The organism is Nocardia sp. NPDC004123, from assembly GCF_053603795.1.
Map to the genome: position 1 here is coordinate 89,629 of NZ_JBSGGG010000011.1, position 13,362 is coordinate 102,990.

The window sequence follows — 13,362 nt, forward strand, 5'->3', positions numbered from 1 at the left end:
TCGTCCACGACGCCGAGCGTGCTGCGATCGGCGTGGCGCTCTATCCAGCCAGCTCGAGCCGGGCCACTACGTTGTCGGTGAGCTTGGATACCTCGTCATCGCTCATCGCAAGTGCCGAGTACCCGACGCTGAGGTCGAGGCCACCGAGCCGCTCGTTGGCGATCACGAACAGTGATGGGCCGAACATGTCGAGCGAAACGGCCCTGGTGACGTCCTCGAGCGTGTAGTCGCCGTAGCCGGCCTGCAGGCCGGACTCGCCGGTCGTGGTCACAGCAAGTCCGTCGAGGCGCCGGTTGTTCCGGATCCCTGGGCCGGCTTCGTGCCGATACACCTCCCATCCCGGAAACTTCATCATCGAGGCGGACTCGTGGTCCTTGGCCAGCGCGGCGATCAGCTTGAACGAGACGTCACGGGCGGTTGCCCAGAAGTCGTCGGCTATCGGGTGCTCGGTGCGCAGGATGTCGACATAGCAACCGAAGGTCTCGCGCGGCCGCGCGAGTCTACTGAGGCGACGAAGGTCGACCGTGGTCAACACGGTCATGGCATCGAGCCTGTACCGCTCGCGCATGGCAAGCAGGAAGGCTGCCGTTACCGCACCGTGAGGCGTCGTTCTGTTGGCTTTGACGGCATCCATGAGCGTTGCCGTTACGCCGGGCTCGAGGCGACGTGCCAGTACTCGCGTTTCTTTCTTCCGGTCGGGTACCACCTGCTTGGGTAGCCGAATAGCCGGCGTATAGGTGGTCTTCTTGCCATTGCCGGACTTGCTGAGCAGGCTGTCCTCGATCGACGGGGGCAACGTGGTGTCGAGCGGGCGTTTGAGTTGCGCCGCGGCTGGATCGGCGAGGAACTCGAGAAGCTGGCGAGCGAGCATGTTGGCGGACTGGGCGTCGAGCGTCGCGTGATCGGCGCAAATGAGGATGTGGTTGAGGTCGGCGTCGGGCGACTGCCGCACCAGCGTTATCCGCAAGCGCGGATGGTTGCCCTTCGGGATCGGTGTGCGGATCTCAGAGGCGAAAACCGTGCGCCAAGCGTCCGGGTCGGTGTCGTCGAGCACGTTCAACGGGATCTCCGTCGTGCCCTCGGTGTCGAACCAGGGCAGGCGATAGGCGAAGAACGGCATGTGTCGCCAGACGAGCTTGCCGTAGCGGATATGAGCGCGAAGGATAGGGTGCTGGGTCTGTAGCCAGGCGAGCGCGCCCGTCACCAGCGCCGGATCGAGGCGGCCGCGCACATGCAGCACCTGCATGGTGATCAGCCCGCCGTGTACATGCAAATGGCTGAGCAGTTGTTCCTTTTCGCCCAGCGGACGTGTATCGCCCAAGCCTTCCTCCCACGTTTTCGAATACCATTCCAGGTCGCGCTGAAATTGGCTAGCATGCCGACTACATAAGGGACTCAGTGATGAACGATGTCGAACGACCGATAGTCGAGTATATCTCCGCCATGGTGGCCGAAACCGGCGGTTCGCCGGTCGATCGCGAGACCCCTTTGCTCGAGGCAGGCCTGCTGGACTCGATCAGTTTGGTAAAACTTGTGTATTTCCTCGAGGAACGATTCAAGATCAGCATCCCGGACACGGAGATACGGCCGGAGCTATTCGAATCGCCTGCGAACATAGCGGCCTATGTTTCGCAGCGAGCGGCTCAGCCCGCCTAGAGCTCGCGCAGCCGCGCACGGAGCACCTTGCCGGCCGCGCTCCGCGGCAGTGCGTCGATGAACGCGATCTCGTCCGGGACTTTCTGAACCGATAGCCTTTCGCGGGCATAGCGGATCAACTCATCGGCCGACACCTCCGCCCCTTTGACGACAAACGCGATCAGCCGATTGCCGTTGCGCGAGTCCGGCAGACCCGCCACTGCGGCTTCGGCGACAGCAGGCAAGGTCATGAGCGTCTCCTCCACCTCGATGGGGTCGATCTTGTAGCCGGATACCTCGATCAACAGCTTGCTGCGGCCACGGATGAAGATGCGACCTTCTTCATCGAGCGAGGCCAGATCGCCGGTCCGGAACCAGCCCTCATCGAACGCCTCGGCATTGGCCACGGCATCGCCGAGATAGCCCTGCATGAGCGAGGATGATCTGATTTCCATTTCGCCGACGGCTGGGCCGAATTCGGTGTCGAACGGGACGATGCGGACCCTGGCGTCGCCCGCGGGCTTGCCCACCGAGGCCCAGCTCGCGTCGAGATCGGCGGAGTTGTTGTGCGAGAACATGCTCGCTTCGGTCGAGCCGTAATCCTGACGAAGTGGGGTACCCAGGCGCTCGCGCACCGCTTCGAAGATCGGTCGTTTCAGTGCGACGCCGCCCGAGAAGGCCAGGCGCATGCCGAGGTCGAAACTGCCGGTCTGACCGGTGACGATTTCGTACATTGCCGGAACGGCGCCCATGACGGTGACGCGCTCGCGGACCATGGTGTCGAGCAGCTTCTTGCGCGAAAGCGCCAGCGGCAGGCGATCGCTCCAATAGAGCGTCGTCGCACCGCCGGCGACGGTTTGCGTAGCGCCCAGTAAGAAGCCCAGCGAGAAGTTGCCCGGCAGAATGTCCACGACGACATCGTCCGGCTGAATTTCCCAGGCTGTGCTGGCTCGTTCACCATCAGCGACGAGTTCGGCATGGGTGTGCGGCACCACCTTGGGCAACCCGGTCGAGCCGGACGAGAAGAGGTAGAGCGCCGTTGTATCGCCTCCCAGTTTCGGCAGCTGGGCGGTTGCGTTTCCTTCGGGAAGGGCACTCGTCAAGAGCAAGGGAATGCCGGGGGCCGCATCTGCGATCAGTGTCTCGGCAACAACGGCAAGACCGGGAGTTGAGATGACTGCGCGGGGTCCGGTCTTCTGCGCGAGTGCGGCAAGTTCGGATCGCGTGGCCGTCTCGCCCAGAGGCATCGCGATGGCGCCGATGGCGAAGAGCGCGTGGGCGGTCACGAAAAGATCGGGCGAGTTCGGAATCAGCAGGGCAACGGGATCACCGCGCCCGATCCCACGGTCGACAAGGCCGGCGGCGAGCCGGCCGATCCGCTCGACCAAAGCGGCGTAGGGCGTAAATGCTTCACCCTGCCGCAATCCGCTGGTGATCGGTGCCCGCGCTGTCAGCGCGAGCAGGTTGTCGTAGATCATCTCTACTCCGCAGGGTCCGCCCCCTCTGTTCGTAAGGATAGAAGTGGGATGCGGCATCTACAAGCCGTCAGCGATCACGCCGGCAAGTCAGTTGGAGAACGCCGGTATCGAACATCAAAGCTTCTGCCAGTTCCAAACCAAGCCGTTATCGTGGTCGCCATTGAAAATGGCCGCATGCCGCCGCCAAAAGGACCAGCGAGACAAGGAGGCTCAGTTCAAGTCCAGGCGACAGCACCTCAATTCTGTCCTGTCGCAATCGATTTCCGTATACGCGACGAGTTCTTCTCCGCTGACAACACCGTGCTATCGATCATCGAAGGCCAAGGGTCCGAGTGTTCTCGAGCTCGGCGCCGGGAAGCGAACGAAGCAAACAGCCATTGAATTCGGCATGTCAGACCCCACGGTCGGGCGACCAGCGGAATGGAAATGCGCTGCGGCCGTATAGTAGCCGGGCCGAGTTGATCCGGGTGTTTCGACTATCCGGGTAGTTCGGGCACGTCGAAATCCAGTGCGGTTGCGAGGTTTATCGTTCTGCGGGGAGTGACGCATTGCCGGATCAGGCTTCGCAGATCAAGCCGGTTGTGGCGGGCTTGGAACAGGAACGGTGCGGCGGGATGCTGTCGTAGCTGATCGGTGTCGAGTCCGTCGGCGGCGTGGTGGGCGGCGGCAACAAGAGCGGGGAACGCCGACTGGAGCTCGGCTGCCCATTCCTCGACCGCTGTCAGCCAGGCGCGGGTGGCGGAATCGGGTGACGAGGAGAATCGCGCGATTGCCTCGCTCAGTTCCGGCCAGGTGTAGTCGGCCCACGGTTTGGTCTTCAGGACTGGTAGCTGCCATTGGCGCCTGACCTGTGACCAGTGATCGGTATGCGCCGGCACCGAGTGAATCGCGAAGTCCGGCAGGCTGAGTGCGGTCAGGGTTCCGCCGTGGCAGGCCCCGGTGTCCAGGCCCAAGATCCGGTTGTCGCGAATCAGTGGCTCGCTGCCGGTTACGTGGTGTCCGAACACGATTGGCTTGGCATCGGTGTAGTGGTCGTGCCAGACGCTGTCCGGGAACAGAGCGCTGAGTTCACGTTCACCGCGAGTGGAACCGCACAGCACCTCCGCACGCTGGTCCTCGAGCGGGATGCCGGGCACCATGCCGGCATGGACGACGCGGACATGTTCGTTTTCGAAGTAGTACGGGAGCGTCCGCATCCAGTCGACCATGTCGGCGTAACCATCGCCGGTCTGCAGTCGGGTGATTTCCTGGGCGTAGGAGAAGATCCCGCGGACATGTTTACGTTCATGGTTGCCCATGAGCACCACCGAGTTCGGGCGTTCACGGAAAAGGGTGACCACCTGGTGTGGTTTCGGGCCGCGGTCGACCAGATCACCGACGCTGACGAGGAGGTCGTCCGCGGTGAGTTCGACCTTCTCGAGTAGCTCGAGTAGCTCATCGAAGCAGCCATGGATATCGCCGATGATGACGGTGCGCCGCATCCGGACGACGGTAGCCGCGGATCGCCTCAGCGAGCAAAGGAATATCGCGGTTGTGAACCGCACAGCATCCGGCAGTAACGGATACCTCTGGGCCGCAGTCGGTCTCGCCGCCGGCCATTCCGAACCGGCCGGTGTGAGCGGCGTGGTCAGCAGTACGGGAGGCGGGAAGTGCTATGCCGATTGATCATTCGGGGCTCATGCCGACCGCTCAACGCGGGAAGTGGCGGGGCTTGAATTACTGACCGAGCCCTGCGGCCCGCGCAACTTGTAAGCTCCCGCTGTGAGCACATTGGGGGCGGGATCGGTTGTGACATCGGCACGGCAGAAACGGTATTCACAGATCAAGTTGGTTGCCACCCTTATCGTCGTCGGCTGTACCTCACCGCAATAACCAGTTTGCCCATCACCGAGAACATGAATGGCGACATCGTGACTGGTTTCTACGCCCTGGCGCTGTTCGGCACCGCTTCAGCGATCCTTCCACTCGAAACCGCGCGCCTCGCGGCAGAAGAGGACGCTGCCATGCACGCATGAACGGCCAACCCAACCGTTCCAAACGCGCACTACAGCTGAGAAATTGGCGCGAAATCATTGTTATACAGCGGATTGTGCGGGATTGCACCGGCCGTCCGAAACTCCGGAATGAGCGCACGTTGCCCGGGATTGATGCCGAACGCGTGGAAGGCGAATTGGCTCGCGATGAAGCGTTGGCACTTTACGGCGTGACAAGGAGCCCGCGCGCCAGGGCTGTTGTGACCGCAGCGGTGCGGTCCGACACGTCGAGCTTGGCGAATGCACGCTGGAGGTGGGTTTTGACGGTTGTTTCGCTGATGTGCAGGGCTTGACCGATCTCGGCATTGGTCGAGCCGTGTGCGACGTGTCGTAGGACTCCGAGTTCACGCGCTGACAGCTCGGTCTGCGACTGGCGGTTTCGGCGATGCAGCCGGGCGCTCACCGAGGGTGTCAGGACCGTCTCGCCGCGTGCGGCTGCGCGTACGGCGGTGGCGATTTCGGCCCGTGAGCTGTCTTTCAGTAGGTATCCGCACGCGCCTGCCTCCACAGCACGCAGGATGTCGGTGTCGGTGTCGTACGTGGTGAGGACCACTACCCGGGTCTCGGGGCAGGCAGCCAGTATCGCCTGGGTCGCCGCGGCGCCGTCGATCTCGGGCATCCGCAGATCCATCAGCACCACGTCAGGTCGAAGCGTGGTGGCCACCGTGATGGCCTCGGCCCCTCCGGCGGCCTCGCCGACGATGGCGAGATCGGTTTCGCGGGAAAGCATTCCGCACATGCCCTCGCGCACCACCGGGTGGTCGTCGACGAGCAGGACGGTGATCATGCGGGCACCACGAGATCGACCTGAGTACCAGCACCCGGGCTGGTCTGCACGGTGACGGCCGCGCCGATCTCCTGTGCCCGGCTGCGCAGGCCGGGCAGCCCGAATCCATCGACGTCGTCCTCGTCGAAGCCGATTCCGTTGTCCGCCACCGACAGTCGCACACCATGCTCGGTTCGTACGAGATCGACCCTGACCCTGTCAGCGCGTGCATGCTTGCCGATATTGGTCAACGCCTCCTGCGCGGCGCGCAGCAACACCACCTCGGTGCTGGTATCGAGCTGGGGCACAGCCGGATCCACGTTCACGGTCACCGCGATTCCGGTCTCGTCGGTGAGTTTGCGACCGCGGCGGCGCAGGGACTCGGCAAGGGAGCCACGCCTCAGGTCCGGTGGCGTCAATGTTTCGACCATGGTGCGTGCTTCGATCAGGTTCTCTCTCGCGGCGGCCTCGATCAAGGCCAGATGCCGGCGAGCGGCTCCGGGGTCGTTATCCATCTCCGATTCCACGGCCTGGGCCAGTGTCGCGATCCCGGTGAACCCCTGGGTCAGAGTGTCATGAATTTCTCTGGCCAGGCGGGCACGTTCGGTCATCGAACCTGCTTCCCGGGACAGTCGCGCGACATCGGCGCGGCTGCGTTCCAACTGGTCCACGAGCACCGCCAATTGCTCACCTCGGTCGATGGCCAGGGTGATCGTCGCACCGATCGCCGGGTTGAACACGACCGCGATCAACGATATCGCCAGTCCCAGCGGCACCTGGGAGTTAGCGAGAAGAGCGAAGACCACAGGTGTGAAACTGACCGCGGCCGCGACCGCAATCGCGGCTCGAACCGGCAGCGCCATGTAGATCAGCGCATATACCACCATCACCGCGGCGAGCGCGGGTGGCGACCACCAGGCGGCGGCGTGAAACAACACCAGCACACCGACCACGAACAGCGCCGAATTCCGGTCCACCTTACGTCGATAGAACGCATCGGGATTCCCGCGACGCGGAGCCAGCAACGCGGACCACGCCAGCAGACAGGCCAATGCCGTCAAGCCCGCCCACGTTTCGCCGACATAGGTGCGCCGCAACACGATGACGAGAACTCCGGTGGCGATGAGGCCACCGACCACGTAAGCGCTCCAGATCCGGTACCAGAAGTCCCACCGCTCGGGCGCAGCACCGGGCGTAGTCATGATCCGACGATAACCCGGATCGTGTCCCGCGGTGTCCTCCGAACGGCGGACGTGTACCCCCTGACCGGCGGCATACGCTGCGACAAAAGTCCACGCGTACAGGGGGATTGGCCATGACCACTACACAGGTGACACCCGACGAGACGCTCTACCCGCCCCGTTGGCAACCCGCGCCGCTGCGCTGGCACCGCACCCCGGTGTCGTGGCGGCAGTCGTGGAAACTCGCCGTACAAGGGATGCCATTACGGCGCGACCGCACCCTGGCCGAGTTCTATGGAGCACAGCTGCCCGGACAAGACGACATACTCGTGGCACGAATGCCGTTGCTGCGCTTCGTCGTCATACGCAACCCCGAGCACGCACGGCACATCCTGGTGACCAACCAGGCCAACTACACCAAGAGCGCAGAGTACGACATGCTCGCCGTCGCGTTCGGGCGCGGCCTGGTCACCGAGCTCGACGGACAACGCTGGCAACGCAACCGCCGGCTCGTCGCACCCGTTTTCGGAAAACGCAACATCGCCACCCTCTCGGGCCCCATCACCGACGCCGCCCAGGACTGCGCCCAGCGCATTCTCCAACTCGGCGCCCATGGAGCCTCGGTGGACATGAACGCCGAAATGAGCCGGCTCACCCTCGATATCGTCGCCCGCACCATGTTCGGCGTCGAACTGACCGAACCGATGTCGGAGATCACCCTGTCCCGGATGCTGCGGCTGTTCGGGGTCGGGTTCATCGCCGGCACTTCCCGAGGGCTACACGCACTCGCCGAGCTGACCAATCGCCACGACCTGCCCATACGCGTCATGCGATCCGCCTGCTGGATTCTCGCACCGAGCATGGTCGCCGACCTCCGTCACGTCGAGAAGGTGATCGACCAGTTGATCACCGATCACCGCAGTGGTGCGATCACCCGCCGCGACAACCTGCTCGGACTGCTGATGGATGCCCAGGACCCGGAAACCGGACACCGCTACACCGACGCTGAGATCCACGACGAACTGATGACTTTCATCGGCGCCGGCACCGAAACCACCGCGACCGCACTCGCATGGACATGGAAACTGCTCGGCGAACACCCCGACGCCCGCGCCCGCCTCTACGCCGAACTCGACGACGTCCTGGGCGGACGCACCCCCACCGCTGCCGACGTCGACCTCCTGCCATGGACGAAAGCCGTTGTCGCCGAGACCATGCGACTCTATCCACCGATCGTCGGACTCGGCCGCGTCGCAAAGACCGACGACATGCTCGGCGACTTTCCGATTCGCGCCGGGACCACAGTCATCGTCAGCCTCCACGCCCTCCACCATCACAGCGGAGTATGGGCCGACGCGGGCGCTTTCGACCCTGCCCGCTACCTGACTGAAAACCTGACAGCAACGCAACGTCACGCCACTTTGCCCTTCGGGGCCGGCAAACGCATGTGTGTCGCCCACGTCTTCGCCAACACCGAAGCGGTCCTCGCACTGGCCACCATCGCCCAGCACGTCGAGATGAACCCGGCGACCACCACGCCGATCCGCCCCCAATTCTCCTTCACCGGTGGCCCCAACGGGCCAGTCCCCATGCACATCAGCACCCGAAACACCAACCCGGCAGCCTCCGGGTAGCGATCGAGCGCGGCCGGCGCGGTGGGGGTGTCGAGTTCAGGGTGCTCGTCGTCGATCAACTCACCCACCGATGGCCGACCCCGTATCCGATATTCGGTGCGGGCTCCACGATGGTGAATCCGCCCTGGACGTGCCCGCGAAACTCTCGGCGCAGGTGCGGGTCTTCGCTACCGGCGATGGCCGTAAGACCGACCCGGCCGACCGCAGTGAGCTGTCGAGCTCGCGCATCCTCTGCTCACGAAACGCAGCCGAGAGCCGGAGCGGCCAGGTCGCGACTCGTTGGAGGCATCCAGCCGAACACCGGTCATGGTTCGTGCTCGGCGGTGAGATCAGTCGGCGATAGGGCGCATAGCCCGATCCGGCAGGACGCCGGCCCGGACGAGTTCGTCGTAGATCCGCTGCTGCTCATCGTCGAGATTCGAGTACAGCATGTCGTACGCCAGTTCTTCCTCGGCGAGCACCGCGACCGGATCCCAGTCGTCACCGAGCGCCTCGAGGACGGCGCTGCGCCGTCGCACCTCGTCCAGCGTGAGGTCGTAAGCAAAATTGTGGTCGGCCATTTGGCATCTCCAACCAGGTTCTTTCCAAAATGAATTGACGACGATGCCCAATCACGCCGCCTTGGGCAATGACCTGCATCACGTTTCACGGTTGGACTTCGTCACATTTGATACCCGTGCGCGCGGACAGGACCGCGGAGTAGATGCGTCCACATAGTCGCCACGACACGTCCACCGCTGAAATCGGGCGTGGCGACGCCACACCGCCAACAGAGCGGAACTCGCCAATGGCCGTCGCTGGCGAGGTCCTATTGCCGGCCGACCTGATGCTATTTACTCCGACGCGAAAACCCCGCACCGATCGAACCCGAACTGGGCCGTACGACATCAGCGGCCGGTGACGAGCGCGCGATATTCGGCATTTCCGTGCACTGCCGGCCGGGCCCAGTCGGGTGAGATGACCTCAGCCCGTTGATCTTCGGAGCGCTCGCGCTGGCCGGTTCGGCCAGCGCGGTATCCGGCACGAGCGGATGATTGCGATCGATGGGCCTCGGCAGTCGCCGCGATTCAGTGGTGGAAGAGTCGAACTCCGGTGCGGGCGAGGGTGATGCGGCGTTCGCGGCAAGCATCGGCGATAACGTTTGATTGGAGAGCACCGCCGGGCTCGATGACGAGCTCAACCCCGTGTTCGGCAGCAACGTCGATGTTGTCCCGGAACGGGAGGTACCCGTCGGAGACGAGTGAGACGCCCGCGAGCTGATGGGCCCAGCTGACCCGTTCGGCCTCTTCCAGGAATCTGTGGGATCGGGTGAGGCTCGAGACAAGTTCACGCGATTGTGCGGGAGTGAGAGTGCCTGCGGCGGTGGAGATCTGCCAATTCAACCGTTGCTGACGCGCCATCGTCGCAGGCAGTGGCATCTTTTGAACGGCGGGGTGCCGCCGAGTCCACCAGGTGCGTGCCTTACTTCCGGCGAGCAATGTGCAGTCGATTCGCGACTGCTGTCCGGCACCGACACCGATACTCATGCCGTCCCGGACGTAAACGACAGAATTGGATTGGGTGTACCGGGCGGTCACCATGCCCAGCAGTGCATCGATCGTCGCGTTGCGGCTGATGGGGTCGCCGACAGCCACATGCAGCAGGTCTTCGGTGATCGGCGAATGGTCGCGGTCCTGTTCGAAGCTGACGCCGAAGACAGTTCGAATCTCCGTCTTGGGTGGCTGGAATGCGGGATCGATCTCGAATACGACGAATCGCCCGCTCTTCTTGCGGCTCAATGCCGCTACGGTTCCGGGTGCATAACCCGGCGCGATGATGCCATCGGAGACGACCGAGGCCAACAGTTCGGCGAGCTCGTGATCAACCGGTTCGGACACCGCGATCATGTCGCCGTAGGACGAACGGGGATCGGCGTCGCGCGCCCGCACATAGGCCGCCGTGATCGGGCCCACCGAGCTGTCGCCCAATCCCCAACTGTCACACATGGTTTCATCGAGGTCTCCGGCGAGCGCCGCACCGGCCGGGGAAACGTGCTTGAACGATGCCGCAGCCGCCTTGCCTGTGGCTCGACTGGCCTCGGCGACCAGTTGCCAGGCATTGAGCGCATCGAGGTAGTTGATCATCGACGCCGCGCCGTGCACCACTCGAATATGGTCACCGCCAGCCGATACCCGCGCCTGTTGATGTGGATTCATGCCATAGCGCAAGTCCATTGCCATACCCCGTCTCTCGTCTCGAGATGGGGAGCACCCAGGCGTACGACGCTCCGATACTGCGCTTCCTCGTGGTCGGCCCACGTAACGCCAGTCGCGATCGACCACACGCTAACCCATGACAGACCGAACATCCAGACTGACCAAGGCGCACTGGATTTCGGTATGTGCGTGCGCTCGCACGGCAGGCCCCGCAGCCGACTCCAACCATACGACCAGCGGGAGAAGAGCACGCTGCCATGCCCGCATGAACGGCTAACCCAACCGTTCTAAACGTGCACTACAGCTGAGGAATTGGCGCGAAACGGGCTGTTGCAAATTAGGCGCGGATTTCAGCCGTGACCCGAGTCACATGTCTACGTGGACCGCTGTCGACCGATCATGCAGGGCCGCAGGTCATTTGCCCCCGACGTGACGTCACAATCGCCGACTCGGCGCATTTTGCAACAGCCCGGAAACCACTGTTCTACGGCGGACTGTGCTGGACTGCACCGGTCGCCGAAACTCGGCATTTGCCTGCACTGCCGGCTGCCGTACGGCGCTCGGGCCGTTGGGCTTCCGGCGCCGCGCGCCGGCCGGTCGAACAGCGCGGGTGACGGTATTCCCGTACGTTCGCGCGGTGTGGCGGCATGGGTCTACCGGTGGGCTTCGGATGGACCGTCGGCGGCTGCGGTGAGTCGGCGGGCCAGGGCGCGGGCGGCGTCGTTGAGTGCGTCGGGGTGTTCGATGACGAAAGGGAGGTTCAGGCCGGCCAGGACGGGGGGAATCCAGTCGAGCTGTTCGGCTCGCATTCTGACCCGGACCCACGGGTGGGCGTCAGGGAGTGGTGGGTCGATCTCGTGCACGGTCGCGATCGTCGCGGGGAGCAGTGGGCGGACCTGGGTGAGGGTGCCCTGGACTCGGATCGATACCTCGTACCGATAGGGCGCCGTGGCAAGTGCGGACAGCAGATGCGCGGTCGGCTCGAATCCCGCTGGCGGAGTGAACGTTCCGGGCAGTGTCGTCACCGCCGTGATGCGGTCGAGCCGGAACTGACGTACTTCGTCACTGTTGCTGTCCATCCCCGTCAGGTACCACCGGCCGGAGTGGGCGACGAGCCCGTATGGATGTACAGTCCGGTCAGTGCGGCGCCCGTTCCGGTCGGTGTAATCGATCGCGACAGGTCGGCGCTCGCGGGTAGCCTCGGCGAGCCGGAGGAGGACCGCGGTCTCGACGGCGACCTCCGAGCGGGCATCCTCGGTGAATTCGGCGGTGCTGATCAGTGCGTCCAGCCGGGAAGTCAGACGTGCGGGCAGGACGCGACGGAGTTTGGCCGTCACGGTGTCGGCCGCGTGGGCGGCTGTTGTCGATTGACCGACGCCGCGGGTGGTGAGGAGTCCGAGCAACACAGCCACCGCTTCGTCATCGGTCAGCATCAGCGGCGGCATTCGGTACCCCGGGGCGAGGCGATATCCCCCGTAGCGGCCACGCACCGATCGAACAGGGATCTCCAGGTCGGTGAGATGGGTGACGTATCGCCTGACGGTGCGTTCATCGACGCCCAGCCGTCCGGCGAGTTCGCCGACGGTATGGGTGCCGCCGGCCTGCAACAACTCGAGGAGGGCCAGCACTCGGGCGGTGGGGCGCGTCATCAGAAAATTCTCGCATGTATACCGGGCGGAAACTGTCCGGTATTGGCTCTAACGTGGCCTGCGGGCGGCGCAACCGCCGCCCCAACCAACAAACAGGAGTACGCATGAATCTCGTCTCGATCCGTCTGATCACCGGCGACATCCAACGACTGGTCGGCTTCTATCAGCACCTGACCGGTGTCGAAGCCACCTGGGCTACACCGGATTTCGCCGAAATCGTCACACCGTCCGGCACACTCGCGATCGGAAGCACCCGCACCGTCGCGTTGTTCGCGGCCGGCAGCGCGCGCCCAGCGGACAACCACACCGCGATCATCGAGTTCCTGGTCCCCGACGTCGATGCCGACTACCAGCGGTTGCGCGATACGGTCGACGATTTCGTCAACGAGCCCACGACGATGCCGTGGGGCAATCGCTCATTGCTGCTTCGCGACCCCGATGGCAACCTGATCAACCTCTTCACGCCGGTCACCGCGCAGGCCGTCGCAAAATTTGCCCGCTGACATCCGCGCGTCGCATGTGTGTGGGCACCTGTGAGGCGCTGGGCCCATCGATCTTCCACAGGCCCGCGCCGACCAGTTCGGGCCGCGCACTTTGCGGTATAGCGCGTTCGGTCCCCGGCCGCCCGCAACTGCTGGCGTCGTAGCCGAAAGACGGCGAAGAACACCGTGGTCGCGCCCGTCCACAGCGTTCAGTGATGGTGCTGAGCGATGGTCAGGATCCACTCCTCAGTCGTAATCGCCGGTGAGCAAAGGCGATTCGGGATTTGTGAGGCTCAGGTTCGATATGTC

At 64.0% G+C, this 13,362-nt stretch carries 12 protein-coding genes and 1 riboswitch; of the genes, 4 read left to right on the forward strand and 8 right to left on the reverse strand.

Going from position 1 to position 13,362, the window contains the following annotated elements; translation table 11 throughout:
- Positions 1-40 precede the first annotated feature (40 nt).
- Positions 41-1,321 carry a phthiocerol/phthiodiolone dimycocerosyl transferase family protein gene (locus ACWEQQ_RS17510; RefSeq protein WP_452348889.1) on the reverse strand — a complete coding sequence of 427 codons (1,281 nt, stop codon included), beginning with the start codon at positions 1,319-1,321 and terminating at the stop codon, positions 41-43.
- 80 nt (positions 1,322-1,401) lie between these two features.
- Between ACWEQQ_RS17510 and ACWEQQ_RS17515 the strand changes: the two genes are divergently transcribed.
- Positions 1,402-1,656: an acyl carrier protein gene (locus tag ACWEQQ_RS17515; RefSeq protein WP_452342130.1), complete on the forward strand. Its 255-nt coding sequence runs from the start codon at positions 1,402-1,404 to the stop codon at positions 1,654-1,656.
- On the opposite strand, the gene ACWEQQ_RS17520 is transcribed toward ACWEQQ_RS17515, so the two are convergent.
- Together ACWEQQ_RS17520 and ACWEQQ_RS17525 are read right to left on the reverse strand one after the other, a co-directional pair.
- A complete protein-coding gene (locus ACWEQQ_RS17520) occupies positions 1,653-3,113 on the reverse strand; it encodes a class I adenylate-forming enzyme family protein (RefSeq protein ID WP_452348890.1) in 1,461 nt (486 codons plus the stop codon). The genes ACWEQQ_RS17515 and ACWEQQ_RS17520 overlap by 4 nt on opposite strands.
- A gap of 476 nt (positions 3,114-3,589) precedes the next feature.
- On the reverse strand, positions 3,590-4,594 hold the full coding sequence (locus tag ACWEQQ_RS17525; RefSeq protein ID WP_452348891.1) for a metallophosphoesterase family protein: 1,005 nt from the start codon (positions 4,592-4,594) through the stop codon (positions 3,590-3,592).
- 396 nt (positions 4,595-4,990) lie between these two features.
- On the opposite strand from ACWEQQ_RS17525, the gene ACWEQQ_RS17530 reads away from it, so the two are divergent.
- On the forward strand, positions 4,991-5,128 hold the full coding sequence (locus ACWEQQ_RS17530) for a hypothetical protein (protein ID WP_452348892.1): 138 nt from the start codon (positions 4,991-4,993) through the stop codon (positions 5,126-5,128).
- A 181-nt stretch (positions 5,129-5,309) separates the two neighbouring features.
- Here ACWEQQ_RS17530 and ACWEQQ_RS17535 read toward each other — a convergent pair whose 3' ends face one another.
- Positions 5,310-5,933: a response regulator gene (locus ACWEQQ_RS17535; RefSeq protein ID WP_452348893.1), complete on the reverse strand. Its 624-nt coding sequence runs from the start codon at positions 5,931-5,933 to the stop codon at positions 5,310-5,312.
- Positions 5,930-7,114 carry a sensor histidine kinase gene (locus tag ACWEQQ_RS17540; RefSeq protein WP_452348894.1) on the reverse strand — a complete coding sequence of 395 codons (1,185 nt, stop codon included), beginning with the start codon at positions 7,112-7,114 and terminating at the stop codon, positions 5,930-5,932. The genes ACWEQQ_RS17535 and ACWEQQ_RS17540 overlap by 4 nt, the downstream gene beginning before the upstream one ends.
- A gap of 113 nt (positions 7,115-7,227) precedes the next feature.
- Between ACWEQQ_RS17540 and ACWEQQ_RS17545 the strand changes: the two genes are divergently transcribed.
- Entirely contained in the window at positions 7,228-8,727 is a 1,500-nt protein-coding gene (locus ACWEQQ_RS17545) for a cytochrome P450 (RefSeq protein WP_452348895.1), read from the forward strand.
- Between the two features lie 329 nt (positions 8,728-9,056).
- Here ACWEQQ_RS17545 and ACWEQQ_RS17550 read toward each other — a convergent pair whose 3' ends face one another.
- The 3 genes from ACWEQQ_RS17550 to ACWEQQ_RS17560 form a co-directional block, all read right to left on the reverse strand.
- A complete protein-coding gene (locus tag ACWEQQ_RS17550; protein WP_452348896.1) occupies positions 9,057-9,287 on the reverse strand; it encodes a DUF6400 family protein in 231 nt (76 codons plus the stop codon).
- Positions 9,288-9,794: 507 nt separating this feature from the next.
- A complete protein-coding gene (locus ACWEQQ_RS17555; RefSeq protein WP_452348897.1) occupies positions 9,795-10,940 on the reverse strand; it encodes a phosphoribosylaminoimidazolecarboxamide formyltransferase in 1,146 nt (381 codons plus the stop codon).
- Positions 10,941-10,968: 28 nt separating this feature from the next.
- Positions 10,969-11,048: riboswitch (ZMP/ZTP riboswitch) on the reverse strand.
- Between the two features lie 527 nt (positions 11,049-11,575).
- A complete protein-coding gene (locus ACWEQQ_RS17560) occupies positions 11,576-12,571 on the reverse strand; it encodes a helix-turn-helix transcriptional regulator (protein ID WP_452348898.1) in 996 nt (331 codons plus the stop codon).
- Positions 12,572-12,675: 104 nt separating this feature from the next.
- Between ACWEQQ_RS17560 and ACWEQQ_RS17565 the strand changes: the two genes are divergently transcribed.
- On the forward strand, positions 12,676-13,074 hold the full coding sequence (locus tag ACWEQQ_RS17565; RefSeq protein WP_452342202.1) for a VOC family protein: 399 nt from the start codon (positions 12,676-12,678) through the stop codon (positions 13,072-13,074).
- The last annotated feature ends 288 nt before the right edge of the window (positions 13,075-13,362 follow it).